Genomic DNA, 25,956 nt, shown 5'->3' with positions numbered 1-25,956 from the left:
AAAGCAATAAATCGCATGCAGTGAAGTTTTGAACAGCAGCCAAAGCTTTACTGCATCGCAAGTTTTCTTTGACCGACGATTTCATCATCACTCGAATCGTCGGTCTTTATTTTTTGATCTTTTATTTTTTAGATACGAGTATTTTTTAGATACGAGCACCTAAGTCGGTTCACTCAAATAACAATTACGACCTGCCCGTTTTGCACGATAAAGTGCACGATCTAAATCATGCAGAAATTTTATTTTATCGTCGGTAGGCTCAATAACGGCTGTTTTTACACCCATACTGATCGTGACATGCGGTGCAATTGGAGATTGTGCATGCTCAATATGGGCATCACGAATGTTTTGTATGATGCGATTGGCCAATTCTGCTACGGACTCTGCTGATGTGTCTGGCAAAATCATCACAAACTCTTCTCCACCAAAACGTGCCACAACATCTCTAGGACGTGACAAAGAAGATTTTAATATTTTTGCGACCTCTTGTAGGCAGGCATCGCCCTGTATATGCCCATAATGGTCATTGTAGTTTTTGAAGTAATCAATATCGAACATAATCATCGACAGTGGACACTGTTCGCGTATCGCAGACAACCATTCACGATGAAATAACTCATTAAATAAACGACGGTTGGCAATTCCCGTGAGACCATCTTGATAAGAATATTCTTCTAACTGCGTACGTAAACGCTCTAATTCCTGTTCCTGCTTTTTCCGTTCAGAAATATCGAACATAAAACCGACCAAACTTTCGGTTTTATCTTCTGCATCACGGACGACATGCACAACTTCACGCACCCAAATATAATCGCCCGATGCTGTCAGTGCACGATAGTCTGCTTCATGGTCAATACCTGCAATCGACTGCGCCACACACATATCCACAATGCGTTCACGATCTTCAGGATGCATCCGTGTTGCCCAATCTTCAACAGACTTCCAAGAGCTTGGCAGCCAACCCAATAGTTTTTCAATTTGCGGACCGACATAGCGGTATTCTTTCGTTGCCCAATCGATTTTCCAAGGAATTGCCAAGGTAGACTCTAACAAGGTCTTGTAAATCTGATCTTCTTCGAGCGTCCCTGCTAGTTTATCCTGTGAAAAAGGTTGATCTGACATGTCCATCACCCCAATATAGTGAATATTTCATGACTTAAGCGCATGAATAAAAAACCGATTCAATCGGATTGTCACTATACTGTACTGTTTTTTTAACATTCTGTATATTTCTTACGCAGACGATCAGACCAATATATTCATTATTCAGAAAATGCACGACAGCTCATGTCGCTGCACAACAATCGTGGCTGGCCTTATTGCCCCAGATTTCTTATATTAAACCCATAAAAAACCAAGAGCTTTATAACGATGACGGTTCATTTTTTACATACTTCTGATTGGCATTTGGGGCAATTTTTCCACCACCATGAACGTGAATATGAACATACCGAATTTCTAAATTGGCTCTTGGCTCAAATTAAAATCAAGCAGCCAAACGCTCTACTTATTGCGGGTGATATTTTTGATGTGGTCAATCCAGCCTCAAGCGCCCAAAAACAGCTCTATCAATTCTTAACGGATGCTCACGCGCTCGCACCCCACATGCAAACTTTGATGATCGCAGGGAATCACGACTCCGGTTATCGTATTGAGCAGGTCGAACCATTTTTATCTAAGTTCAATGCCAAAGCAGTTGGAGTGATTAAAAAAACTGCTGAACAACGTCTGGATTTAGACCGCCTGCTAGTCCCAATTTATGATGCAGAACAAAATATAGTGGCATGGTGTCTTACCCTGCCTTATTTACGCAGTGCAGAAATTACTGGCATCAGTGAAGAAACGACGAATACGCAGTCTGCGGTTGCCTATTTGCATCAACAACTCATTGTCGAAGCCAAAGCTCGAAAACAACCCGATCAAGCCTTAATTTTAATGTCACATGCGCACATGCAAGGTGCTGAAACTTCAGACTCTGAACGCCCAATTGTAGTGGGTAATGAAGAAGCGCTATCCACTGCATTGTTTGATGAAGTGATTGACTATGTGGCTCTCGGGCATTTACATAAACCACAGCAGGTCGGACAGCCACATATTCGCTATAGCGGCTCGCCCATTCCTTTGTCATTTAGTGAACTCAATTACAAACATCAAGTCCTTGAAGTCAAAATTGACCCTACCCGTACCGACGCTCAACGCTTTCAATGCGAAAGTCTGCTGATTCCACGCAGTGTAGAGCTAATTCGAGTTCGCTGTGAACTTTCAGAGCTTATGAACGAATTAGCTAAATTACCTCAAGATGAAATCGCAGATTTATGTGCACGTCATTTTTTAGAAATTGAATATTTGAGTGATGCACCACCACCTGTCGATTTGCGTCAGCAGATTGAACAGACTTTGCCTGCGAATCGTTACCGCTTATTACGCATTGCCCGACGTTTTCAAAAAAATGAAGACACCAATCTTCAACATTCCAAAATTGACTTAGAGCCACCGACCCCAGAAAAACTGTTTGCGAGCTTATGGGAAAAAATGGGCTATCAACCCGATCAGGATGCCACACGCGATTTTTTACAGCTTTTGGCTGAAGCGCAACACGAACTCGATCAAAATAAAGCTTAAGGATTTGCCATGAAAATTTTACGTCTGAGCTTAAAAAATTTGGCATCTTTAGCGGGTACACATGTAATTAATTTTGAAGATGATCCACTTGCACATGCAGGATTAATTGCCATTACAGGTAAAACAGGTGCAGGCAAATCTACCCTGCTCGATGCCATGTGTTTAGCCTTATATGATGAAATTCCACGCTTAAGAGGTGCATCTGGCAGCCTGACCGATGCTGCAGGCAAAGAAATTTCCTTAAAAGATTCCAAACACATTTTACGGCGTGGTACCACGTCAGGTTTTGCTGAACTTGAATTTATTGCACTCGATCAAAAGCGCTATGCTGCACGATGGAACATTCGACGGGCACACAACAAACTCGACGGCAACTTAAAAGTTGAGCGCGCCATTACCTGTCTAGATGAACAACGGGTTTTAAATCAAAAGATTTCTGAAGCAACACCTCTTGTAGAAAAACTGATTGGCTTGAGTTTTGAGCAATTTACTCGAGCAGTGCTACTGGCGCAGTCTGAAGTTGGGGCTTTTTTAAAAGCCAAAGACCATGAACGTGCTGACTTGCTAGAATATTTAACCAATTCACAAATATTTACCGAAGTCAGCAAGCTGGCTGCAACAAAATTCAGTGACATTAAACAGAAACGTGCTGCGCTTGAAAGTGTGATGGGGCATGTGACGCTGCTCAGCGACGACGCACTGAAAAGTCTGGAAACACAACAGTATGAACTAAGTCAGCAAGTCACCTTGCTGTGTCAAACTGAAAAGCTGTATGAAAATGACCTGAAATGGCACAAAGACCGCCATGAACTGTATGCCAGTACACAAGCTAAAAAAGAAGTTTACGATGTGCAAATCAATGCAGACTTGCAACTGACAGCACAAAAACAATTGCTACAACAATTAGATGAATTTCAAAGTATTCGTGAGCAATTTGTGCTACGTCAGCAATCAGAAGCAGAACTAAACACACTCAATCAGCAACTGGCTGACTTTCAACCCACTTTACAGCAGGCAGAACATGCTCAACAGCAAGCTATCACACAGCAACACCAAGCTGAAAAAAATCTTCAAACATGGCAACAGCATTTTGCACAATTAAAGCCCCAACTTGATACAGCAGCACAGTTACAGCATGAAATTTCCAGTAAATTACAGCAATATACAGCGTTGGATGAAGCACAAAAACTATTTGAACAGCAACAAATTCAGCCTGTGCAAAATGATTTAAATGCGCTTGAACATCAACTTGCGCAGCAGCAGAAACAACGACAGCACTTGGCTGAACAATTACAACACACTGCAGAATGGGCTATTTTTGATGAAACCTTGCCGCTTACGATACAACGACTGCAAGACTACCTGCAGTTTGAACAACAATTGCGCCAGCAAAATCCAAAGCTGTTTCAAGCTTCTTTAGACGCCTTAATTGATCAACAGCAGCAGGCGCTGCAACACATTGCGGCTTGGGAACAGCAATATCAAAACCATGAACAACTTGAGCAACAGTTATATACAGATCAACAACATTTGCAGCAATCGTCAAAGCATCTGCATGTATTAGCGCAGCTTAAACAGACCTTGGAACAATGGCAGCAATATGCAAGCTCATTCGCGCAGTTGCAAAGCCGCCTACAAGAAACTTTAAGCTTACAAAAGCAGACACAGGCTCAAATCCAAACACAACAGCAACAACTACTGATCGCAGAACAGACTTTACAACAGCTACAACAAGTTTTTGAGCAACAGCGTTTATTGCAGCATCAAAGTGTGCAGGACTTACGTGCTCAACTCAAACCTAATGAAGCCTGTATGGTCTGTGGTAGCCATGAACATCCATTTATTCAGCATGAGAGTTTACTGTCTGAAGCTTTAAACCAATTACAAGATCAGCAACTGCAACACGCAAAAACTGAATATGTACAGGCGCAAAAACAGTTGCAGCAGTTAGAACGTGATAGCACACAATTTGAAGTGACCTATGCTCAACAACAACAACGTAGCCTTGAGCTGCAACAGCAAATTGAACAACAACAAACCCTAGCTCAACAACTGGCTGCGTCTTTATCCTTCACCTTAGATACAGCGTTCCCTATTGCAGATCAAATCGAAAAAGTACAACAGCAGTGGGTTACAACAGATCAATCGACTCAACAGTTGCAGCATGCTATTCAGCAAGCAAGCGACACCCTAAAACAATGGCGCAGTACGACACAGCAAGCGGAACAACTAAAATATACCATTCAACAACGCCAAGACCTGACACAACGTCTACAAACCATTGTGGCTGACTTAAGCACAGCGCAACAACAGACTTGGCTCCACCAATCCCATGACTACTACCAAAATGCTTTACAGCATTTGTTGCAACGCCAAACATTACATCAACAGCAAGATGCACAATTCAAAGCACTGGAACAGCTCACCCAACAACAACAGCAACTCCAACAAAAACACAGCTTTTTGGTGCAACAACTTCAGGACAAAAAACAGCAGTTGCAACAAATTAAGGCCGAAGGGATATCGCTGCGCGATCAAATTAAGCAACTCACACAAAACTATGCAGGTCAGGCTTACCAAACCTATCAGGAATGGCAACAGGCTTTAGATCAGGAACAGCAGCAACTTAATATTGCACTGGATACACAACGCCACGCACTCAATCAGACAGAACAAACTCTCAAAAACTTACAACTGCAACAACATGGCTTAAACAGTAAAATTCAGCAGTGCACCCAGCAACTAACGCAATGTATGCAGCATATTGAAACTTGGCAAACCGCACATCCACAGTTTTTGTCTAGTGTGATTCATGACTGTTTGCAGATTTCTTATTCTGATCATCAGCAAATGCGCAACATGCTACAGCAACATCACAACAGCTTGGAAAGTGCTAAAACTGCTTGGCAAACGCTTGAAGAACAATACCAAAAACACTTAAAACAACAGCCGCAGCTTAGTTTTGACGATGTAGAAAGTAAACTCACAGCCCTGCTAGCAGAAAAAGCCCAACAGGCACAACGCTTGAGTGAAATTGAAGCTCAATTGCATATTCATGCCAACAATCAAGCGACTTTGGCACGTTATCAAACTCAAATTGAAGAGATTAAAACTGAAGAATATCGTTGGGGACGCATTTACGATTTAATTGGTCATAAAGAAGGTACTAAGTTTAAGAAAATTGCTCAAGAACACCATTTAGATATTTTGGTGGAATATGCCAACCAACAATTGTTACCGCTCAGTTCTCGTTATCAATTACACCGTATTCCTGAAAGTCTGAGTCTGGCCATTATTGACTTGGATATGAACAGTGAAATTCGTCCTGTTCTATCGCTATCAGGTGGTGAAACCTTCTTGGTGTCTTTGGCTTTAGCACTTGCCATTGCCAATATGGCCTCAGGCTCAATGAAACTGGAATCACTATTCATTGACGAAGGTTTTGGTACGCTCGACCCAACTTCTTTACACATGGTGATGAACGCTTTAGATCATCTACAAAGTCAAGGTCGCAAAGTGGTGCTGATTTCACATATTCAGGAAATGCATGAACGGATTCCTGTGCAAATTCAGGTCAATCCTGTCGGTGCTGGGGCAAGTGAGATCAATGTCGTGGGCTAGCCGCGACATTGCCCGAAATGCCAAAAATTATTACGGTTATAAGCGAGTTAAGATAACGATCATTTTTCAAACTATTAAGAATAGTTAGCCTGATTATTTGCTTGGTTGAGAGCATCATTAACACGATAGATACTGATTTTCATGGATATAAAAACAATATTTTTATTTAGCATATTACCTAGTGTGAGTATTATTTTTCTCACTTGGCTCGTCCGCTTCCCTCGCCCTGCCGCTTTTAAAGCGGTTTTGATTTTTGAAATAATACTGACCACTTGCACTTTAGTCATTGAGTTTGAGGCGAGAAAAACTCCTGGAAATAGCGGTTGGATCATCATCTTTACCAGCTTTTTTCAGTTCTGTTTTTTGCTCTTTTTACTGATTGCACGTATTAGCATCTGGTTAGAGAATAAATCCTGAGAATGATCTGTTCGTCACTTTGATCGAACTTCAATATGCTTTCTAAATACAACTGAATCCATTTAAAAAATCACAACATTGATAGCACGGAGATAGCACAGAACTAAAAAAGCCCCGACATCCTGTCGGGGCTTTCTAGATTCAGTTTTTGGTATAACTCCTGTCGTACCAAGCACTTCCATGTTGTTCTATTTTTTATTGTTCTTATTTAGGAAACTCCCTGTTTCCCGATAAGTTCATATTAAGAAAATCCAGCCTTGTGTACTAGCCGCAATATTCTGCATTCTGTGTCAGCCAAAACGTACAAGACCTAATCTGACATCGCATTGCAATGCTCTGTGATTATGATTGAGAGTAATCACGCGCACCAAACAAAGCCGTCCCAATCCGTACTATGGTAGAACCTGCTGCAATTGCTGCATTTAAATCGCCAGACATACCCATGCTCAACGTATCCCAATCTTCAGGATGGGCATGTTGAGTTTTAACTGCATCAAAGAGTTGTTTCGCCTGCTGAAAAGCTGGAGTATTGTTCGGTGCAGGAATGACCATCAAACCGCGCAGCTTTAAATGCGGTAGCTGACTCATCTGCTGAACTAACGCTGAAACTTCACTAGGCTGGCAGCCATCTTTAGTGTCTTGACCATCAATATTGACCTGTAAACAAATGTTGAGTGGCGCTTGCTGAGCATCACGCTGGTTCGACAAACGCTCTGCAATAATCAAACGATCCACCCCATGTACCCATGCAAATTTTTCTGCCAGATGTTTGGTTTTATTGCGCTGTACATGACCAATAAAATGCCATTCAATTTCCAAATCACTTAAGGCCTGCATTTTATCTAATGCTTCCTGCAAATAATTTTCACCAAAAGTACGCTGGCCAGTCGCATACATGGCACGCAAAGCTTCACTCGGATGGGTCTTGGAAACAGCCAATAATTGCACTGTATCTGGCTTGCGCTGTGCCAATTCACAGGCCTGTTGAATCTGCTCCAAAACCTGAGTACGTGATTGCTGCAAATTATTCATTGATGGATTTCTCATTTCATTCATCTTTTTTTACCTTGCCCAGCAACTAACAGTTGGTTAAGCTGATGGAAAGCCGTATTATTCTATCAAAATAATTAAGATTTAATTGATCTCGGGGACTTTCATGGACATTACAGAATTATTGGCGTTCTCCGCTAAAAACGGCGCTTCGGATTTACACTTATCTGCTGGTATGCCACCACTGATTCGTGTGGATGGTGAAGTACGTCGTATTAACTTACCTGCATTAGAACATAAAGAAGTACACAAATTAGTGTACGACATTATGAATGATAAACAACGCCGTGATTTTGAAGAAAACCTAGAAACTGACTTTTCTTTTGAAGTGCCTGGCGTGGCACGTTTCCGTGTGAACGCATTTAACCAAAACCGTGGTGCAGGTGCGGTATTCCGTACCATTCCATCAAAAGTATTAACACTTGAAGATTTAGGCATGGGGCAAATCTTCAAGGATATTTGTGAATATCCACGTGGTTTGGTTTTGGTGACAGGGCCAACGGGTTCAGGTAAATCGACCACCCTTGCGGCGATGATCGATTATATTAACGACAATCGTTATGACCACATTTTAACAGTCGAAGACCCTATCGAATTTGTACACCAATCTAAAAAATGCTTGGTTAACCAACGTGAAGTACACCGTGATACACATGGCTTTAATGAAGCACTGCGTTCAGCGCTGCGTGAAGACCCTGACATCATCTTGGTGGGTGAGATGCGTGACCTAGAAACCATTCGTTTGGCACTGACTGCTGCGGAAACAGGTCACTTGGTATTTGGTACGCTACACACCACCTCGGCGGCAAAAACCATTGACCGTGTCATTGACGTATTCCCTGCAGAAGAAAAGGACATGGTTCGTGCCATGTTATCTGAATCTCTACAAGCCGTCATTTCACAGTCTCTGCTGAAGAAAAATGGCGGTGGTCGTGTTGCAGCCCATGAAATCATGATTGGTATTCCTGCGGTACGTAACTTGATTCGTGAGAACAAAGTAGCGCAAATGTATTCGGCTATTCAGACTGGTGCAAACTACGGTATGACTACACTCGACCAAAGCCTGAAAAACTTGGTATCGCGCGGTGTAATTAGTCCACAGACTGCACGAACTGTTGCGAAGCAGCCTGAATCATTCTTATAAGTTTAAAATTCGAGATACGCGATGGACTTTAATGATTTACTGAATTTGATGATTCAGCAAAAAGCGTCTGACTTGTTTATTACTGCCGATGTTGAACCGTCCATGAAAATTCATGGACAAATTGTGCCTGTTGCCAAAAGCAAACTGACAGGTGAAATTGTCGGGCAGTTACTGAACTCAATTATGAGTGAAAAGCAGCGCAAGGAATTTGCCGAAACACGTGAATGTAACTTTGCCATCACCAACCGTGAAAAATCGGCACGTTTCCGTGTCAGTGCATTTCAGCAACGTGATGAACCTGGCATGGTACTGCGCCGAATTGAAACCAAAATTCCAACCATGGATGAGTTAAAACTGCCGCCAATTTTAAAAGATTTGGCAATGACCAAACGCGGTATTATCATCTTTGTGGGTGCAACTGGTACTGGTAAATCGACCTCTTTGGCATCAATTATTGGTTACCGTAACCAAAATTCCAAAGGTCATATCATCACTATTGAAGACCCGATTGAATTTGTACACGAACATGCAGGCTGTATTATTACCCAACGTGAAGTGGGTATTGATACCGACTCATTTGAAGTGGCATTAAAAAATACCCTGCGTCAAGCGCCAGATGTGATTCTAATTGGTGAGATTCGTTCCCGCGAAACCATGGATTATGCTATCGCCTTTGCCGAAACCGGTCACTTGGTTTTTGCAACCCTGCACGCCAACAACGCCAACCAAGCCATTGACCGTATTATTCACTTCTTTGAAGCAGACCGTCATGGCCAGTTGTTTATGGATTTATCGCTGAACCTCAAAGCAATTGTGGCGCAGCAACTCCTTCCAACTATTGACGGTAACTCACGTCGTGCTGCAATTGAAATTTTAATTAACTCACCGCTCATTGCAGATTTAATCCGTAAAGGTGATGTACACGAAATTAAAGATTTGATGAAGCGTTCACGTGAATTGGGCATGCAAACCTTTGACCAAGCCTTATACGATCTGTATAAAGCCAAGCAAATTAGCTACAAAGATGCACTCAAGCACGCTGACTCACCAAACGACTTGCGTCTACAAATCAAGCTATCAGAAGAAGGTGGCGACCGTTTATTGCATGCTACATCTAATATCACCTTTGATGGGCAATAAACTCAAAACAGATAAGAAAAAGGCTTCCGTAATGGAAGCCTTTTTTGTATTTCTAACTTATTTTTTACGCAATGCTTCACGACATTCAGGCGCATCGCAATAACCATATAAATTTAGTGAGTGACCTGTTAATTCAAAACCGAATTTTTCTGCCACATCGTGCTGTTCTTTTTCAATAGTATCATTAATAAATTCAACTACTTTACTACAGTTCAAGCACACCAAATGGTCGTGGTGATCTTCCTGCATAATTTCAAATACAGAGTGGTTGTTCTCAAAATTATGACGCTCAATAATCCCAGCAGCTTCAAACTGTGTTAACACACGATACACAGTTGCTAAACCCACATCTTCGCCCTGATCGAGTAAAGTTTTGTAGATGTCTTCTGCACTTAAATGATGTTGTTTTGAATTTTCTAATAATTCTAGGATTTTAATTCGTGGAAGGGTAACTTTAAGTCCAGCTTTGCGTAATTCTTGATTTGAAATAGGCATGTAAAAAGGTCTCTCAACAAAATTAAAGTTGGAATATGCAACAAAGTTAAGATGCAGTATGATCTAACACTGGATCAAATGCATCATAATTAATTTGGGATAGTGTAGCAAAATGCAAAAAATCATGTTGACGTTATTGGTCACTTCACTGCTCGCAGGCTGTTCGACCTTGGGCGTTTATAAAGTAGATATTCCACAGGGTACGCCTTTAACCCAAGCGCAAGCTTCAAAAGTCCAAGTCGGTATGAGTCACCAACAAGTTCGCTTTTTACTGGGCAGTCCAACCATTTCCGATCCAATGAACCCGTTACGTTGGGACTACATTTACAATTATATCCCAGGAACTTATGCTAAAAAAGCCAAGATCCCTGCCGCGCATGGTCAGCATTTGAAAATCTATTTCGATCAAACTGGTATCGTGCAAAAAATTGAAGGCTTAGAAACCATACCAGAATCTCAACCTGGTCTACCAGGATCGAAAGAAGCGATTCTCAACGCGCCACCACTATAGCCCCTTTAAAATAAAAAGAAACCCCTCGCTGAGGGGTTTTTCAAATCATTTCAATTGTCTGAGGCGATTGCTTTTGGCATAGCGCCCTACAGGGTTCTTTTCAGCGCGCTTACGCCGAATGTCTTTCGGGTTAATGGTCAAAGCACGATAAATTTCGACCCGATCCCCTGCCTGCAATTGATGCTGCAGCTCAACCCTTACACCAAAAATGCCCACAGACAGTGGTTCTGCTAAAGTGGTTTGTGTCGCAATTCCACTTTGTTGAATTGCATCAGCAACGGTCATTCCCTGCTGAAATGCAACCGCAATATGCCACTGTTGTTCAGGTGTTGCATACGCAACCCAAACCTGCATCATTTGATTCATGCTAGAAACTGTCCAATCAATGCAAAAATAGCGACTACAATTGATATAGGCAACACAACACGTACTGCAATACGCCACAGGTTATACAAGGCTTCACTGCTAAAGTTCATAGCTTTACGAAGATGGCTGATTTTCATAATCCAGCCTGCGAAAATGGCATAAATCAGGCAAATCACCAAGCCCCAAAGCAACAACACAAAATTAAATACTGAAGTAATGGCTGGCACTGCCCACACCAGTGTTGCTGCAATTAAGACAATCCATTGAATCGCAACGGCCATTTGACGCTGTGCCAATTGCTCACGTGCCAATTGTAATAACACGGCAGCAGCTGCAACTGCGGCAACCACTAACGCCAGTGCAGGAATTTGTGCTTGTACTGCAAAGAAGGCAAAAGCAACGACTGCCAATAATTGTGCAATCCAGATGGGTAAAACGGTTGATGTTGCCGCATTTTGCTGTTGCGCCTGCGCCAAACTGGTTTGCCAGTACAACCCCATGCCCAAACCGCTGGCAACCAAAGCCAATACTGTTGCACTCCCCCACTCGCCTAATTCAATAGGTGTGACTTGCCATGCAGGCAATTGGGTACCAAATATATTGGCTAAAACCAATGCAGCCACGACAGCTACAGCAGTACACAACAGTAAAATTTGACGTGCAAGCAATGACAGCGACAATGCCACAACTGCAAGAATAACCAGTACAATGTTACCGGCCAAGCCTTCCACGGCGTATTGATTCAAAATTTTCGCAGCGTTGGACAACAAGCCACCTGCCAAAAACGGAATAAATACCACCGCAAGCCAACCCACAATACGCCATTTTGGTGAAGCATCTGCATCACGGGTTAAACCAGACAATGCCTGTAGTGCGGTACTTTTAGAGCGCTTGGCTAAAGCAATTTCCAAATAGGTGATCGGTAATGCCAAAATCACCATGGTACCCAACCAAAGTAACCAAAAATCGAGCTGACGCTCAACCTGAATACCGGTCATAGGTGCCAAAGTGGCAATAATAATAAAAGATAAACCAAATGCCATCAGCGGCGATAACCATCGTGACATAGCATTGTCCTGCATGATGCTGTCCTAATAAAAATCTACGGCTATTTTGCCTTTGTCATCAAGGAAAAGCAAAACCTCAAAAAAGAAAAAAGCAAACTATCTAAGACAGTTTGCTGCGCAAATTTATAATTTTTGTTGTAGCACTTGTTATCACATCAATTCAATATTGTGTGTAAACAGTATTTGTCATTACGAGAAGAAACGTGCAAACCAGCCCTTACCTTTCTTCTGCTCTTTTTCTTTAATAATACCCATCATATTTTCTTTCACAGCGCCCACATAATCGGCGTCATCGTGTTGAATATGATTAATTAACCATTTAGATAAAACTTCATGTAATTCACTTTCAATCGAATGTCCCATCTCAAAACGATCACGGTAAGATTCAATTTTCTTAATAAATAAATCATGCACGCGTTTATGCGGTACACGGTATTTATAACCCGCTTCTTCTTGCAATGACTCTTCAAAAGTAAAATGGGATTGAGTGTAATCAATAATATTATCTAAAATCTGCTTTACACGAGCTCGATCAGTACCATCGCCAATTTCAACAATTTCATTAATATAATCGAGGATACGTTTATGCTGATCGTCAATCACATCGATACCAGTATTGTATTCTGGAACCCACTTCATCTTCATACGATCACCCTACAGAAATAAATGATTAATCACGTTGATGAATGGTAGCCGCATTTAGCACAAATAAAAATGGAGTGGTTTAGTAGGGATTAACCAAAACTACTAAAAACAAACATAACCAATTGATTTACATTAAAAACAATAGCAATACCCGACCAAAAGAATCAATTATTAATTAATCAATTCACACATTTTTATTCTTGATTTTAAGAAAAAACACCTAAATAAAATGAATATTTTTCACATATACGACTCGGACTGATTAATATTGATCAGCTTTGGTCACACGCCTTAATTCAGGGTTCAAACGCTCACGTTCCAAACGCTCAATATGCGTCATTTGCGATTTAACAGGACGCCCCTGCTGGAATAAAATCATTTCGCCAGGTTGAAATGCAGTCCAAGTTTCATTTTGCGTTAAAGGTTCTGTGGTAATCACCGCGACACAATCGTCTGGTGTGGTGACTTGACTAAAATCGACTTCAACATCTAAATCAATCAATTGGGCAGGTTGAAATGGATAGGCACGTACCAACCAATGTAATTTGGTGACCGCATAACTGAACAAGGCTTGTCCATTCGATAGGCAGAAATTAAAAGTCCCATGTTCTGCAATTTGTGGGGAAATTTCTGCCAATAAGTCAAAAATTTGCATCAAGCTCGGTTCATCATAACCAAAGCGATTAACAAATTGATCAAGTAAATAACAAAATGAACGCTCACTGTCAGTATTACCCACAGGGGTAAAACGTCCCGACAAACGTGGATGAAAATCGTGTAAGTCTCCATTATGGGCAAAAATCCACTGACGCCCCCACAATTCACGGCTAAACGGATGTGAGTTTTCTAGATTAATTTTACCTTGTGTGGCTTTACGAATATGCGCAATCACGTTACGTGATTTAATTGGATAATTACGGATCAGCTCGGCAATTGGTGACTCGACTGCAGACTGATTATCGACAAATAAACGACAAGCTTTATCTTCAAAAAAAGCAATTCCAAAGCCATCTGAATGATCTGATGTAATTCCAGCGCGCTGCGAAAATCCCCGAAATGAAAAGGTAATATCGGTAGGTGTCGCACAATTCATTCCAAGCAACTGACACATAAGGCTTTATCTATACACAATAATTAGTTAATTTTATTATTGTGCATCAGCCATCATGATATTTCAAATCAGAAAATTTGAACTGCAGGCTTATGACGCTTTGACTTTCTTTTGTCGAATAAAATGCTTTGCCATCTGCTTCACATCTAACAATACAAAATAGTCCAAACAATTAAATTCGCGGTCATAAAATGCCTGAGTTGAGAGTTTGGCATTCATTTTTAAATACACGTCAAATAATTTAGGGATACGTTCATCTTGACTAAAGCTATGACTTGGACAACTCGGCACAAATGCATCTTGAGATTGAATATCACAGCGTTGATTTTCAGACAATTGCTGAATCGCTTGATGGGTGTAATAGGCACGTGCTTCATTACCTTCCAAGCGAATACTGACACAGCCAATTAAATGTTTGGCACGCATTTCCCATAAAACTTTTGGAATCAAATTCAGCCATAAAATAGACAAGGTTTTTCCCGAACGGTAGCGTGGATGCACACAAGTTCGCCCCATTTCAACAATATTTGAGAAATGTCCCAATTCATCTATAATTTTAAATTCATGTGCACTATAACTATTGGCTAGCTCATGCCCTTGCCAAAGTTTTAAACGGGTATACGCCACAATTTCACCCGTTGCTTTATCTCTAAGCACAGCATGTTCACAGCTAAAATCATATAAGTCTTGGTCTAACCCTGACGCAAACTCAATGCCAAATTGTTTAGAAAATTGCTGAGCACGAAAGCGTTGTACCTCTTGTAATTGTTTTAAATTTTCGACCCATTCAAACGCATATTGTGTGGCTTTGCTATTTTTTTTCTGTGCTTTGCCAACTTTGCTTAATGGAAAACTTAATTGTTGACGGTATTGATTTAATTTTTGCAGCATCATAGATACCTCGTGTTTTCTCTTACACTAGGACAGCTGCATGACACTATGATGACTGATTTTTAGCAGAATTCTGTTTTACTCAAATCAGCCTGATTCGGCATTTAAAATCAACAAATGACTATTGTACGGCATAAAAAAAGAGCCTCCTTTGAAGCTCTTTTCAATCTTTTGCAGACTTAGCACAATGTGCAAACCCACTCAAATGAACTATTACTTACGTGCCTGCACTCGGTTGGTAATTAAAGTACCAACTCCATGATCGGTAAAGATTTCCAGTAAGGTTGCATGCGGCACACGACCATCTACAATATGTGCGCTGATTACACCGCCTTTGACTGCATCTAATGCACAGCCAACTTTAGGAATCATACCGCCATAGATCACACCAGTATCAATCAAACGATCCACTTCCTGCGTAGTCAAACCGGTCAATAAGTTTTTATTTTCATCTAGCACACCAGTAATATTGGTGAGTAGAATCAGTTTTTCTGCACCTAATGCTTCTGCAACTTTACCAGCCACCAAGTCAGCATTGATGTTATAAGTATTGCCAGCATCATCAACACCTAAAGGTGCTATGACAGGAATAAAGTCGCTGCTGGTAAACATTTCTAAAACGTCAGTTTTTACCCCAACCACTTCACCGACTAAACCAAGGTCAATCTGCTCGACTTCGCCTGTTTCGGTGGTTTTTTGCATCAATAATTTTTGTGCACGAATCAAATTACCATCTTTACCTGTCAAACCAATGGCGCGACCACCATGTTGGTTAATCAGATTCACAATGGACTTGTTCACACTACCACCGAGCACCATTTCCACCACTTCCATGGTAGCAGGATCGGTCACACGCATGCCGTCAATACGGTCAGACTCGCGTCCCAATTGCTTAAGCATAGAATCTACTTGTGGGCCGCCACCATGCACAACAATTGGGTTTAATCCAACTGTTTTAAGCAGCACGATGTCACGTGCGAAAGAACTTTCCAGCTCAGGATCAGTCATGGCATTGCCGCCATACTTTACAACAAGGGTCTTGCCCGCAAAACGTTGAATATACGGCAAAGCTTCAGTCAAAATTTGTGCTTTGTCGATACCAGTCTGTTGATGTGGCATTCGCCTCTCCTTATTGAGCATCTAGAATGTCTTGGGCGATTTCAGGGTATCGCTCACTTAACATGGAAACAAATGTATCGCGAATATCATTCAGTCGTGATGGATTATCGGCATCAAAACGCACCGTAAAATATTCGCCCGTATTGGATGCTCGAATAATGCCAAATCCATCTTCAAAATCAAGTCTTACGCCATCAATTTTACTTAATTGTGCGCCACTCTGCTGACTACAGCTTTCTACATCGTTTAAAACAGTGCTTGGTTCAATATTATGCGTACTAATATAAGTATCTTCTGTACAGCAGCGCTCAGGATATTTCTGCATCAGTGCTGAAATGCTACCGGCTTCACTTTGACTTAAATATTCCAGTACCCGCAAGGCGGCGTATATACCATCGTCATAGCCAAAACCACGCCCGTCATTAAATACATAATGCCCTGCATATTCGCCACCAAACACGGCTTTACCCTGCGACTGAGCTAAATAACGGCGCAAGAAAGTACTACCTGTACGAATCATCACCGCTTGACCGCCTAAATCACGCACGGTATTGCGTACCATAGTGGAGCATTTTACATCAAACACCACCTCATGCTGTGGATGGGTTTTTAGACACATTTCTGCAAATAAGGAAAGCAAACGGTCTGCTGAAATAACCTTTGCCTGTTCATCCAGCAATACCGCACGGTCACCATCCCCATCTAAAGCAATGCCAATATCTGCCTGATGTTCAAGTACCGCAGTTTTTAAATGTTGTAAGTGCTTTTCTTGAGATGGGTCTGGCGCATGATCTGGAAAATGTCCATTGGCCACACAGCGTAGTACCACCACCTCACAGCCCATTTTTTGTAATACCAATGCAGCGCAATGCCCTGCCGAGCCATACATACCATCCAGCACCACTTTATAAGGGCGTGCCAAATGAATGTCCTGTAACATGGCATTTTGATATTGCTGGCAAGCATCTTCTATAAATTCATGTGAAGTAGTAGCGACAGAATTAGCCCATCCACTGTTACTTTGATTCAACACATAATATGGTGTGGCATCAATTGCCACTTGCTGAATCATTTCAGGCGTTGGCGGTTCACCCTGCATAATCCATTTAATACCATTGTCAGATTTTGGATTATGACTGGCGGTCAGCATAATGCCATTACCTGCAGTATGCCGTGCCATAAAATACAACATCGGGCTTGAGCAACAGCCCACCATCGTCACTTGAAAATGATGCGCAAGAAAAACCTGTCGCATCATTTCCGCATAAGCGGGACTATTTAAACGAGCATCGTAACCGATACTAATCTGGTTCTGTTGATGCTGTTGATACTGCTGTACTAAACCTTGTGCGATTGCATGTACGAGGTTTGCTGTTAATACGCTTTCTTTACCACGAATGTCATAAGCACGAAAAATATGCAGAGGAAATGGAGATAGTGGATGGTTCATAGGCTTACAACTACAAGAATGAGCCAACATAAATTGAATAAATCTCAGCTCTATAAATTTTAAAAATTCTAATTAGACTTTTTTAAGGATGCGTTATCGTCTCATATGATCTAGAAATATGCTTGTCATTATTAGTACATATTTGGTTACTTTTCAAGAATTGCAGGTAAAGTTTCAGATGAAACTTTACCAAGCATTATAATTCAATGAACAAACTATATTTAAGTGACTAAAAAAATTAGTTTTTCCCTGTATGCCCAAAACCACCAGCACCACGTTCTGTTGCCACAAATTCATCGACCTGTTCAAATTCTGCCTGTACCACAGGGACCAATACATACTGTGCTAAACGCTCACCAGGTTCTAAACTAAATGCGGTTTGGCTGCGGTTCCAAACAGATACCATTAACTCGCCTTGATAATCTGAATCGATTAAACCGACCAAGTTACCTAATACAATACCGTGTTTATGCCCTAAACCTGAGCGTGGCAAAATAATGCCTGCAAAGCCTGTGTCCTGAATATAAATTGCCAAACCTGTTTTCACCAATACCGTTTGACCCGGTTCAATGACAGTGGTGCTATCCACACAGGCACGTAAGTCTAGACCCGCAGAACCTGCAGTGGCATAAGTTGGCATAGGCCATTCTGTACCTAAACGTGAATCTAATACTTTAACTTGAACTTTCATGAAATTTGTCCTGTTCTTCAATTTTTACTGTGGCTTTTGATGCAGTTTTTGCATCAATATAGCTATATGTTTTTTAAACTTAGATTAGCGTTTAATCAGTGCGCGTAAATTTTCCAAATAATGCTGCGCCTGTTGTTTTGGATCAACATCACCTGCCAGTTTTTTCTTGCGTCCGAGCCATTCCAGCTCATCTTGCGGCAATTCATCCAAGAAACGGCTTGGTGTCATTTGTTTCATTTGCCCACCCGCCTTGCGCTGTTCTGCCAAGGTAATGGTTAAGCCCTGACGTGCACGAGTAATGCCCACGTACATTAAACGGCGCTCTTCTTCAACGGTATCTGCCACAATCGAGTTTTTGTGTGGCAACAACTCTTCTTCCAAGCCAATCAAATACACGTATGGAAATTCCAAACCTTTAGAAGCGTGCAAGGTCAGTAAATTGACTTTGTCGGTGTCTTCTTCTTCTTGTTGCTGCTCAAGCATATCCAGCAGCACCATTTTACGAATCACACTTTCAATATTTTTTTCATCGACATCTTCAGCGCGGTTAATCAAACTTTGAATACTGCTATACAGCACTTCAATATTGTCGAGTTTGGTTTTTTCCTGCGCAGGTGTGGCTGCTTGCTCTTTAATGTAGTCGATATAACCTGCTTCTAGCATCATCTGACGGATGATCGGCACAGGTTCATCATCTTCCAATAAGTTACGCGTGAAATTGCTAATAAAATCTGCAAACTCAGCCAACTGTGTCGTGGCTTTTTTGGGAATTGCCATGGTTAAGCGCTGGTCGCCTGCTGCTGCCAATAAAGACAAATGATTTTCTTGTGCGAATAGCCCCAGTTTTTCTAAAGTTACAGGCCCAATGGCACGTTTAGGCGTATTGATAATACGTAAAAAAGCACTGTCATCTTCTGGGTTAATAATCAGACGCAAATAGCTCATGATATCTTTGATTTCAGCACGTGCGAAGAACGACTGCCCCCCCGAAAGCTTGTAAGGAATTTGCATTTGGCGTAATTGGGTTTCCAGAATACGTGCCTGAAAGTTCCCACGATACAAAATCGCATAATCTTTCCAGCTCTTGCCGTTCATCAATTTATGTGTGAGTAAATCTTTCACCACGCGTTCTGATTCATCATCATCGTTACGGCATGTAATTACCCGAATGACTTCACCATGACCTTTATCTGACCACAGTTTTTTGTCAAAAATATGCGGATTATTACCAATCACGGTATTGGCAGCTTTCAGAATACGGCTGGTAGAGCGGTAGTTCTGCTCAAGTTTAATCACTTTTAAATTTGGGAAGTCTTCTTTAAGCAAAGCCATATTTTCTGGCTTGGCACCACGCCATGCGTAAATGGATTGGTCATCATCACCTACTGCGGTGAACTGCCCCATCACCCCCACCAGCAATTTCACCAAAATATACTGTGCGGTGTTGGTGTCCTGATACTCATCGACCAATAAATAGCGAACACGGTTCTGCCACTTGTCACGTACTTCTGCATTTTCTTGCAATAAACGAGTCGGCATCACAATCAAATCGTCAAAATCGACTGCGTTGTAAGCTCGTAAATTACGTTCATAGAGTTGATATAAATGCGCAAACTGAATGTCTTCTGGCGTTTCACAAGTGGTATGTGCCTGCTCTGGTGCTATCAGATCGTTTTTCCAATCTGAAATCATCTTCATGGCTTTGGCAATCAGTTCCTTGCTTTCTGCACCTGACAAATTATCACGGTGCATTAAATCCATCAGAATACGTTTGCAGTCATCGGCATCTAAAATAGAGAAATTGGCTTTTAATGGCGTATGTTTTAATTCAAGACGCAACAAGTTCAGACCAAAGGTGTGGAAGGTCGATACCGACAAACCTTTGGCTTCTTCACGAGATAACAATTTGGTTACACGCTCTTTCATTTCACGTGCAGCTTTGTTGGTAAAAGTCATTGCTGTAATCCGATACGCAGGAATACCGCAATGCTTAACCAAATAAGCAATTTTTCGGGTAATCACCGAAGTTTTACCTGAACCCGCCCCTGCAAGCACTAACAAGGGTCCTTGAGTGTATTTCATCGCTTCAAGTTGCTTGTCGTTTAACTGACTTGCCAGTGACATAGTATTTCCTCTATTTCGGTTCGAGCTCGATTATAGTCATCTCAGACTAAGATGACTAATCTAAAATGCTGCTTTAAGCGTCATTGTCTATTTGCTGAGTGTGCAACTACGCAATACTAAATTTTTGACATGAAAAAACCGCCTTCGGCGGTTCTTTACAACTTATGCTATGCCAAATTATTGGATTGCATAAATGCTGATTTCTACACGACGGTTTTGCTCACGACCTTCTGCAGTCGCATTCGATGCGATTGGATTTGCAGCACCGTGACCTTGTGCATTAATACGTGAAGTTGATACACCACGGCTAGACAAATAGTTTGCAACCGATTGTGCACGTGCTTGTGACAATGGAATGTTAATTGAGTCATTACCAGTGCTGTCGGTATAACCAGTCACTAAAATACCGCTCTTGTTATCTTCAGTTAGCGTTTGCGCAACTTTGTTCAGCGTTGTATAGAAGTTAGGTTTGATGTTTGATTTGTTGGTATCAAACGTGATGTTACCAGGCATAACCAAACCAACAGAACCATCTGCATTACGGTTTACTTCTACACCAGTACCCGCCATTTGCTGACGTAATTTTTTCTCTTTATTGTCAAGATAAACACCCGCAGCACCACCAACTACAGCACCAATTGCCGCAGCGCGGTTATTTTGTGCGCTTGTATTTGCATTGCCTTTAGAAATACCATAACCCGCAGCAGCACCAATAATTGTGCCTAGTGCAGTTTTGTCATATTCCACACCACCAAGGTTGTTACCAGTCGATTGACAACCAGTTAAAACCATTGCCCCTACGACTGCTGCTGAAATTGCTAGTGCACGCATGGCATGCCTCCTTACTTTGTGTTTTGTTGTATGATGCAAATATTGAATGAAGAAATAGACTTAGACCATTGATTTTTTGTTAATAAAAAAACTTTTGCTTACAAATCTTCATGATCGTGTACAAATCTTGGTATAACTTCATCACAATTTCTACACACTTTCACTTCAACACTTTTTTATTTTAAAAACAACATTTATATTGAGTCTATAAATCAATATGTGACGCATTGGACGATTTTTCTTCAGGACCGATTTTTATGTCATCGCAAGCTAAAAAACACCCTTTATTAAAAAAAATCACAAAAGGACTCACCGTGGGTACAGTCATTACCGGCAGTACATTTTTTCACGGTCCACCTGTGTTGGCGCTGGGTTTGACCAAACTACTTAAACAGTCCCGCAAAGTCGATGAAACCAATATTCAAATTACCAACAGTTGGCTAAGTGTGAATAACTGGCTGATTGACCATGTTTTACCCAATACAAAATGGGACATCAGTATTGATGAAGACTTGGCGCTCAGTATGCAGGGTCGTTACCTGATGACCTGTAACCACCAAAGCTGGGTAGACACTACGGTCAATCAATATTTTGGTTTAACCCGCATGCCACTGACCCGCTTCTTTACCAAGTGGGAACTGATCTTTATTCCATTTGTGGGTCAGGCCTTTAAAATTTTAGGCTTCCCAATGATGAAACGGCATACCAAAGCCCAGATTGCTAAAAAACCTGAACTGAAAGATCGTGATATGGAAGAAGCACGTAAAGCTTGCCAACAGTTGTTGAGTCAGCCCTTTACCCTGCTCAACTATTTAGAAGGCACTCGCTTTACTCAAGAAAAACATGATCAGCAGCAATCGCCATATCAACATTTATTAAAGCCTAAAGCGGGTGGTTTAGCGCTGGCTTTGAATATTTTGGGCGATCAAATTGATGCTTTGGTGGATATGACCATTGTTTACCCAGATGGCGTGCCAGGCTATAGCGAGTTCTGGCTCGGAGAAGTTCCTCGCATTGCGGTAAATTTACGAAAAATCAACATTCCAGACTGGGTCTTGGGTGGTAATTACGAAGATGATGCTGAATACCGTGAGCGTTTCCAGCAATGGGTGCATGAATTATGGTTGGAAAAAGATCAGCTGATTGAATCCATGCAACAAAAATTTGCTGCCCCGACGGCCTAACCCAATCAGGTGAACCATGAAAAAGTCTGAAGAGCCTGTAATCAAATCCTCATTCCATACCCTGCGTAAAGATTCATGGGGTTGGAAAATTGCCTTAATTTATGACTTGTTTTTGATGGGTTTAATCATCTTCAACTTGTTCTGTTTAAGTGCCAATGCCATTTTAATGAGTGATTTTGGTGAATGGCTGTTCGACTTTATTCGCCTGCCTGAAATCTTACAGTTTTATCGGGGCGAGTTACGTCCTTGGGTGATTATCACCGAAGGTTGGTTTACCACATTTTTAATTGTGGAATTGGGTGTGCGCTGGGGCATTGCTATTATTTTTAAGCATCATCAACGCTGGTGGTTCTTTCCGTTTATTCACTGGTATGAAATTCTCGCAATCATTCCACAGCTACGTTTTTTACGTTTATTACGCGCCTTTGCTATTGGCTACAACCTGCATAGTCACGGTTATAAAGTCATCCCAAATAGTTGGTATAAACGTGGCAACTTCTATTACAGCTTATTGATGGAAGAACTGAGTAGCCGAGTGGTACTGACTGTGCTGAATGGCGTACAGCGTGAACTGACCACCAGCACCACACACAAACAGTTTATTGATGATTTGGTCGAGCGGCATCGTCAGTTACTGGCCATTGCACTGGCGGATATTCTGCAAGAATCCTTGGGTAAAGAGTTGCAAGCCCAACGCCACCAAATTGCAAAAAATGTAGGGCTGGTAGTCAATCAAGCCATTGAAGATACGCCTGAGCTGACTCAGCTTCTGCGTCTGATTCCATTGGTTGGTGGTCGTATTGAACAGCAAATTCAAAGTATTGGTCAGCGACTAGGCGAAAACATCACCCAAGGCTTGATTGAACCTTTTGCACAACCGAACGCACAGTCCAGCAACCCGACGTATCAAATGATTGCCGAAAAAATTAGTCAGATAGAAGTTGAACATAATCAGCATATTGATAAATTAGTAGAGTCAGCAGTATTTGAAAGTTTGGAAGCCATTCGCAAACAAGTAAAAGTCAAACAATGGCAACAAATTTTAGATGAAGGACAACAACAGAATATTTCATGAGTGCGTTTTAACATTTTTACGATTGGGATAAATATTTTTAGTCATGCAACTAGAGAATTCACCCAATTTGTTCTAGGATTTGCTCTATTTATAATATGACTTCGACAACCAGCAGAGTCAGAAGTGTTAAGGAATTATTATGGCTGACATACGGATAAAAGGCAGATTGGTCAATGCGATTCGCATTAGCTTAGACACCAATGATCATGATGCGATCCGCCAGCAACTAAGCCCAATGTTGCAAAAATCATTTCCACCAGGCGTTTTGATGGTGATTGAAAGTTCAGTCGAACAGGAACTGATTGCACTGATTCAATTACTCATTAGTTTAGAGGCACAGCCAATTGCGGTGACTGAAGGACTATTGGGCGATCAGGCACGTGCCATTCAATTTCCTGTGATTCCACAAGACCGCCCACTTCAAGAAGTGAAAGCGACCAAAGAACAAGTGGTGGAAGTTAAACCTGAGCCTGCCGCAGAACAACAGACTGAAAATCAAGTCGCTGAAACTGCACCTGCAGTGGCACATATTACGTCGTATCACGATGAAATTTTGCGCACAGGTCAATGTTTGGTACAGCATCAAGGCGACATCATTTTAACCGCAGGCATTAATAGCGGTTCAGAAGTGATTGCTTCAGGAAATATACATATTTATGGTAGTGTACGTGGTAGAGTCATTGCCGGCGCGGGCGGGAATATTACAGCACGAATTTTCTGCCATTCCCTTGAAGCAGAATTGGTATCTATTGCAGGCACATATTGCGTTGCGGACGACATTCCACAGCATGTGACCAAAAAACCTGTGCATATTTACTTAAATGATAACCAAGAGCTTGTATTTGAAGCTCTACAATTTTAATGTATAAATAATCACCAAAAATCCCCAAAAAATATAGGGGAATTTAAACCATAACAGGAGTGGATTCGGTGGCGAAAATTGTTGTCGTAACATCAGGCAAAGGTGGCGTAGGTAAAACCACTACAAGTGCATCTTTTGCAACAGGTTTAGCCCTACGTGGTCACAAAACTGTTGTTATCGATTTTGACGTGGGTTTACGTAACCTTGACTTAATTATGGGTTGTGAACGTCGCGTTGTTTATGATTTTGTGAATGTTTTAAATAATGAAGCGCGTTTACAACAAGCATTAATTCGCGATAAAGATATTGAAAACCTTTATATTCTTCCAGCCTCTCAAACCCGTGATAAAGATGCCCTGACCGATGAAGGCGTGGCACGTATTATGGATGAGCTTGCACAAGAGTTTGATTACATTATTTGTGACTCACCTGCAGGGATTGAGCGCGGTGCTATTTTAGCGATGTATCATGCCGATGAAGCGATTATTGTGACTAACCCTGAAATTTCTTCAGTACGTGACTCTGACCGTATTATTGGTATGCTCGACAGCAAAACTAAAAAAGTAGAACAAAACGAAGGTCGTATCCGTAAGCACCTGTGTATTACACGTTACAACCCAGAACGTGCCGATAAACAAGAAATGCTAACGATTGATGACATTTCTAAAGATATTTTACGTGTACCTACTTTAGGCGTAATTCCTGAATGTAAGAGCGTACTTCAAGCATCAAACGAAGGTAAACCTGTCATTCTGTATAGCGATGCTGCTGCAGGTCAGGCTTATGATGACTTGGTTGCACGATTCTTAGGTGAAGAACGTCCGTTTCGCCATATTGAAGCGAAACCTAAGGGCTGGTTAGCACGATTATTTGGAGCGTAGACATGGCAGGATTTTGGAGCAAATTATTTAGCGGTGAAGATAAGCCATCTAGTGCACAAACAGCAAAAGATCGCTTAAAAGTGATTGTTGCTTCTGAACAAGGTCTTGGTAAACGCTTAAGCCAAGAAAAAATTGATCAGATGAAGAAAGAAATCATGCAAGTGGTGAACCGCTACGTGCGTGGGGTAGATGAACAACACATTCAAATGTCAGTACGTTCAGAAGCCAATATTGAAATGCTAGAAATGAATATCAATTTGCCTGAAGAGCGATAATCTGAATACTGATTAGTCAAGCAAATTGAATCAGGGCAAAATAACGCAAATTATTTTGCCCTATTTTTTCAAAAGAATATAAAGGAGATTGCTATGGCATTATCTCAACCTGCAACCTTTAACGAAGCATGGTCAGATGAACGTGTGTTTGCTTACTTAAATCAGTTGCCACCTGCAGGTGTCAATGCAGATTTCCATGTGTTATATCATGCTTTTAAACACATGCGTCCAAGCGACTATGAGCGCTTATTGACCCAGTTTATTGCCGATGGTCGTGACGTGAATGCCACCAATCCTGAAGGTCAACGTATTCATGACGTGATTGCTGAATTCCCTCGTCAAAAAGATGAGTTTTTAGCAGTTTTGGCTAAGTTTGCCTAAACG

Annotated in this window: 25 protein-coding genes; 11 read left to right on the top strand and 14 right to left on the bottom strand. The window is 41.4% G+C overall.

All coding sequences use genetic code 11. The features are described from left to right. Positions 1-159 precede the first annotated feature (159 nt). Positions 160-1,122, bottom strand: a complete 963-nt coding sequence (locus ACNS8M_RS03390; protein ID WP_325781044.1) for a sensor domain-containing diguanylate cyclase — start codon at positions 1,120-1,122, stop codon at positions 160-162. Positions 1,123-1,371: 249 nt separating this feature from the next. Between ACNS8M_RS03390 and ACNS8M_RS03385 the strand changes: the two genes are divergently transcribed. Beyond that, the gene (locus ACNS8M_RS03385) at positions 1,372-2,622 is read left to right on the top strand and encodes an exonuclease SbcCD subunit D (RefSeq protein WP_419225122.1); all 1,251 of its coding nucleotides are present in this window, start codon (positions 1,372-1,374) and stop codon (positions 2,620-2,622) included. A 9-nt stretch (positions 2,623-2,631) separates the two neighbouring features. Continuing rightward, positions 2,632-6,243, top strand: coding sequence for an SbcC/MukB-like Walker B domain-containing protein (locus tag ACNS8M_RS03380; RefSeq protein WP_419225121.1), 3,612 nt, complete (start codon positions 2,632-2,634; stop codon positions 6,241-6,243). Positions 6,244-6,317: 74 nt separating this feature from the next. Here ACNS8M_RS03380 and ACNS8M_RS03375 read toward each other — a convergent pair whose 3' ends face one another. Together ACNS8M_RS03375 and ACNS8M_RS03370 are read right to left on the bottom strand one after the other, a co-directional pair. Continuing rightward, the gene (locus ACNS8M_RS03375; RefSeq protein WP_419225120.1) at positions 6,318-6,578 is read right to left on the bottom strand and encodes a hypothetical protein; all 261 of its coding nucleotides are present in this window, start codon (positions 6,576-6,578) and stop codon (positions 6,318-6,320) included. Between the two features lie 424 nt (positions 6,579-7,002). Continuing rightward, positions 7,003-7,692, bottom strand: coding sequence for a YggS family pyridoxal phosphate-dependent enzyme (locus ACNS8M_RS03370; RefSeq protein ID WP_419225319.1), 690 nt, complete (start codon positions 7,690-7,692; stop codon positions 7,003-7,005). 124 nt (positions 7,693-7,816) lie between these two features. Here ACNS8M_RS03370 and ACNS8M_RS03365 point away from each other — a divergent pair, with 124 nt between their 5' ends. Both ACNS8M_RS03365 and ACNS8M_RS03360 read left to right on the top strand, forming a co-directional pair. Then, positions 7,817-8,854, top strand: a complete 1,038-nt coding sequence (locus ACNS8M_RS03365; RefSeq protein WP_168418233.1) for a type IV pilus twitching motility protein PilT — start codon at positions 7,817-7,819, stop codon at positions 8,852-8,854. A 21-nt stretch (positions 8,855-8,875) separates the two neighbouring features. Next, the gene (locus ACNS8M_RS03360) at positions 8,876-9,994 is read left to right on the top strand and encodes a PilT/PilU family type 4a pilus ATPase (RefSeq protein ID WP_168418234.1); all 1,119 of its coding nucleotides are present in this window, start codon (positions 8,876-8,878) and stop codon (positions 9,992-9,994) included. A gap of 57 nt (positions 9,995-10,051) precedes the next feature. Here the strand turns inward: ACNS8M_RS03360 and fur are convergent, their stop codons facing one another. Beyond that, positions 10,052-10,489, bottom strand: coding sequence for a ferric iron uptake transcriptional regulator (gene fur, locus ACNS8M_RS03355; RefSeq protein WP_004975325.1), 438 nt, complete (start codon positions 10,487-10,489; stop codon positions 10,052-10,054). Positions 10,490-10,601: 112 nt separating this feature from the next. Between fur and ACNS8M_RS03350 the strand changes: the two genes are divergently transcribed. After that, positions 10,602-11,000, top strand: a complete 399-nt coding sequence (locus ACNS8M_RS03350) for an outer membrane protein assembly factor BamE (protein ID WP_168418235.1) — start codon at positions 10,602-10,604, stop codon at positions 10,998-11,000. Between the two features lie 45 nt (positions 11,001-11,045). On the opposite strand, the gene ACNS8M_RS03345 is transcribed toward ACNS8M_RS03350, so the two are convergent. The 10 genes from ACNS8M_RS03345 to ACNS8M_RS03300 form a co-directional block, all read right to left on the bottom strand. Further along, positions 11,046-11,366, bottom strand: a complete 321-nt coding sequence (locus ACNS8M_RS03345; RefSeq protein WP_168526191.1) for an RnfH family protein — start codon at positions 11,364-11,366, stop codon at positions 11,046-11,048. Beyond that, positions 11,363-12,448: a hypothetical protein gene (locus tag ACNS8M_RS03340; RefSeq protein ID WP_419225119.1), complete on the bottom strand. Its 1,086-nt coding sequence runs from the start codon at positions 12,446-12,448 to the stop codon at positions 11,363-11,365. The genes ACNS8M_RS03345 and ACNS8M_RS03340 overlap by 4 nt, the downstream gene beginning before the upstream one ends. Positions 12,449-12,622: 174 nt before the next feature. Next, positions 12,623-13,078, bottom strand: a complete 456-nt coding sequence (locus ACNS8M_RS03335; protein WP_168418238.1) for a bacteriohemerythrin — start codon at positions 13,076-13,078, stop codon at positions 12,623-12,625. 262 nt (positions 13,079-13,340) lie between these two features. Next, positions 13,341-14,189, bottom strand: a complete 849-nt coding sequence (locus ACNS8M_RS03330; RefSeq protein ID WP_168526187.1) for a class II glutamine amidotransferase — start codon at positions 14,187-14,189, stop codon at positions 13,341-13,343. A 90-nt stretch (positions 14,190-14,279) separates the two neighbouring features. Next, positions 14,280-15,080 (bottom strand): GNAT family N-acetyltransferase, encoded by an 801-nt coding sequence (locus ACNS8M_RS03325; RefSeq protein ID WP_168418258.1) that lies wholly within the window; start codon positions 15,078-15,080, stop codon positions 14,280-14,282. 213 nt (positions 15,081-15,293) lie between these two features. After that, positions 15,294-16,199, bottom strand: a complete 906-nt coding sequence (gene argB, locus ACNS8M_RS03320) for an acetylglutamate kinase (RefSeq protein WP_168461476.1) — start codon at positions 16,197-16,199, stop codon at positions 15,294-15,296. 10 nt (positions 16,200-16,209) lie between these two features. Continuing rightward, positions 16,210-17,649: a phosphomannomutase/phosphoglucomutase gene (locus tag ACNS8M_RS03315; RefSeq protein WP_419225118.1), complete on the bottom strand. Its 1,440-nt coding sequence runs from the start codon at positions 17,647-17,649 to the stop codon at positions 16,210-16,212. 238 nt (positions 17,650-17,887) lie between these two features. Next, positions 17,888-18,340, bottom strand: coding sequence for a dUTP diphosphatase (dut, locus tag ACNS8M_RS03310; protein WP_179990296.1), 453 nt, complete (start codon positions 18,338-18,340; stop codon positions 17,888-17,890). Between the two features lie 84 nt (positions 18,341-18,424). Next, positions 18,425-20,464, bottom strand: a complete 2,040-nt coding sequence (locus tag ACNS8M_RS03305) for a UvrD-helicase domain-containing protein (RefSeq protein ID WP_168418243.1) — start codon at positions 20,462-20,464, stop codon at positions 18,425-18,427. 177 nt (positions 20,465-20,641) lie between these two features. Next, positions 20,642-21,295 carry an OmpA family protein gene (locus ACNS8M_RS03300; protein WP_168418244.1) on the bottom strand — a complete coding sequence of 218 codons (654 nt, stop codon included), beginning with the start codon at positions 21,293-21,295 and terminating at the stop codon, positions 20,642-20,644. A 257-nt stretch (positions 21,296-21,552) separates the two neighbouring features. Between ACNS8M_RS03300 and ACNS8M_RS03295 the strand changes: the two genes are divergently transcribed. The 6 genes from ACNS8M_RS03295 (at position 21,553) to ACNS8M_RS03270 (ending at position 25,953) form a co-directional block, all read left to right on the top strand. Continuing rightward, on the top strand, positions 21,553-22,479 hold the full coding sequence (locus ACNS8M_RS03295) for an acyltransferase (protein ID WP_168418245.1): 927 nt from the start codon (positions 21,553-21,555) through the stop codon (positions 22,477-22,479). Positions 22,480-22,495: 16 nt separating this feature from the next. Continuing rightward, on the top strand, positions 22,496-23,554 hold the full coding sequence (locus ACNS8M_RS03290; protein WP_286429651.1) for a preprotein translocase subunit SecA: 1,059 nt from the start codon (positions 22,496-22,498) through the stop codon (positions 23,552-23,554). A 139-nt stretch (positions 23,555-23,693) separates the two neighbouring features. Further along, positions 23,694-24,416, top strand: coding sequence for a septum site-determining protein MinC (gene minC / locus ACNS8M_RS03285; protein ID WP_419225117.1), 723 nt, complete (start codon positions 23,694-23,696; stop codon positions 24,414-24,416). Positions 24,417-24,484: 68 nt separating this feature from the next. Further along, positions 24,485-25,297, top strand: a complete 813-nt coding sequence (minD, locus tag ACNS8M_RS03280) for a septum site-determining protein MinD (RefSeq protein WP_004975294.1) — start codon at positions 24,485-24,487, stop codon at positions 25,295-25,297. Positions 25,298-25,299: 2 nt separating this feature from the next. Further along, entirely contained in the window at positions 25,300-25,572 is a 273-nt protein-coding gene (gene minE / locus ACNS8M_RS03275) for a cell division topological specificity factor MinE (protein ID WP_004975292.1), read from the top strand. A 93-nt stretch (positions 25,573-25,665) separates the two neighbouring features. Then, positions 25,666-25,953, top strand: a complete 288-nt coding sequence (locus ACNS8M_RS03270; protein WP_168418248.1) for a PA4642 family protein — start codon at positions 25,666-25,668, stop codon at positions 25,951-25,953. The last annotated feature ends 3 nt before the right edge of the window (positions 25,954-25,956 follow it).

The organism is Acinetobacter sp. A2 (assembly GCF_048537555.1).
Taxonomy (GTDB): Bacteria; Pseudomonadota; Gammaproteobacteria; order Pseudomonadales; family Moraxellaceae; genus Acinetobacter.
Note: the sequence above shows the minus strand (reverse complement) of the source record. Positions and strands in the feature narration are given on the sequence as shown.

Coding starts and splice junctions, on each gene's coding strand:
- ACNS8M_RS03390 (WP_325781044.1), bottom strand. CDS start 1,122: ATGTCAGATCAACCTTTTTCACAGGATAAACTAGCAGGGACGCTCGAA.
- ACNS8M_RS03385 (WP_419225122.1), top strand. CDS start 1,372: ATGACGGTTCATTTTTTACATACTTCTGATTGGCATTTGGGGCAATTT.
- ACNS8M_RS03380 (WP_419225121.1), top strand. CDS start 2,632: ATGAAAATTTTACGTCTGAGCTTAAAAAATTTGGCATCTTTAGCGGGT.
- ACNS8M_RS03375 (WP_419225120.1), bottom strand. CDS start 6,578: ATGATGATCCAACCGCTATTTCCAGGAGTTTTTCTCGCCTCAAACTCA.
- ACNS8M_RS03370 (WP_419225319.1), bottom strand. CDS start 7,692: ATGAATAATTTGCAGCAATCACGTACTCAGGTTTTGGAGCAGATTCAA.
- ACNS8M_RS03365 (WP_168418233.1), top strand. CDS start 7,817: ATGGACATTACAGAATTATTGGCGTTCTCCGCTAAAAACGGCGCTTCG.
- ACNS8M_RS03360 (WP_168418234.1), top strand. CDS start 8,876: ATGGACTTTAATGATTTACTGAATTTGATGATTCAGCAAAAAGCGTCT.
- fur (WP_004975325.1), bottom strand. CDS start 10,489: ATGCCTATTTCAAATCAAGAATTACGCAAAGCTGGACTTAAAGTTACC.
- ACNS8M_RS03350 (WP_168418235.1), top strand. CDS start 10,602: ATGCAAAAAATCATGTTGACGTTATTGGTCACTTCACTGCTCGCAGGC.
- ACNS8M_RS03345 (WP_168526191.1), bottom strand. CDS start 11,366: ATGAATCAAATGATGCAGGTTTGGGTTGCGTATGCAACACCTGAACAA.
- ACNS8M_RS03340 (WP_419225119.1), bottom strand. CDS start 12,448: ATGCAGGACAATGCTATGTCACGATGGTTATCGCCGCTGATGGCATTT.
- ACNS8M_RS03335 (WP_168418238.1), bottom strand. CDS start 13,078: ATGAAGATGAAGTGGGTTCCAGAATACAATACTGGTATCGATGTGATT.
- ACNS8M_RS03330 (WP_168526187.1), bottom strand. CDS start 14,189: ATGTGTCAGTTGCTTGGAATGAATTGTGCGACACCTACCGATATTACC.
- ACNS8M_RS03325 (WP_168418258.1), bottom strand. CDS start 15,080: ATGCTGCAAAAATTAAATCAATACCGTCAACAATTAAGTTTTCCATTA.
- argB (WP_168461476.1), bottom strand. CDS start 16,199: ATGCCACATCAACAGACTGGTATCGACAAAGCACAAATTTTGACTGAA.
- ACNS8M_RS03315 (WP_419225118.1), bottom strand. CDS start 17,649: ATGAACCATCCACTATCTCCATTTCCTCTGCATATTTTTCGTGCTTAT.
- dut (WP_179990296.1), bottom strand. CDS start 18,340: ATGAAAGTTCAAGTTAAAGTATTAGATTCACGTTTAGGTACAGAATGG.
- ACNS8M_RS03305 (WP_168418243.1), bottom strand. CDS start 20,464: ATGTCACTGGCAAGTCAGTTAAACGACAAGCAACTTGAAGCGATGAAA.
- ACNS8M_RS03300 (WP_168418244.1), bottom strand. CDS start 21,295: ATGCGTGCACTAGCAATTTCAGCAGCAGTCGTAGGGGCAATGGTTTTA.
- ACNS8M_RS03295 (WP_168418245.1), top strand. CDS start 21,553: ATGTCATCGCAAGCTAAAAAACACCCTTTATTAAAAAAAATCACAAAA.
- ACNS8M_RS03290 (WP_286429651.1), top strand. CDS start 22,496: ATGAAAAAGTCTGAAGAGCCTGTAATCAAATCCTCATTCCATACCCTG.
- minC (WP_419225117.1), top strand. CDS start 23,694: ATGGCTGACATACGGATAAAAGGCAGATTGGTCAATGCGATTCGCATT.
- minE (WP_004975292.1), top strand. CDS start 25,300: ATGGCAGGATTTTGGAGCAAATTATTTAGCGGTGAAGATAAGCCATCT.
- ACNS8M_RS03270 (WP_168418248.1), top strand. CDS start 25,666: ATGGCATTATCTCAACCTGCAACCTTTAACGAAGCATGGTCAGATGAA.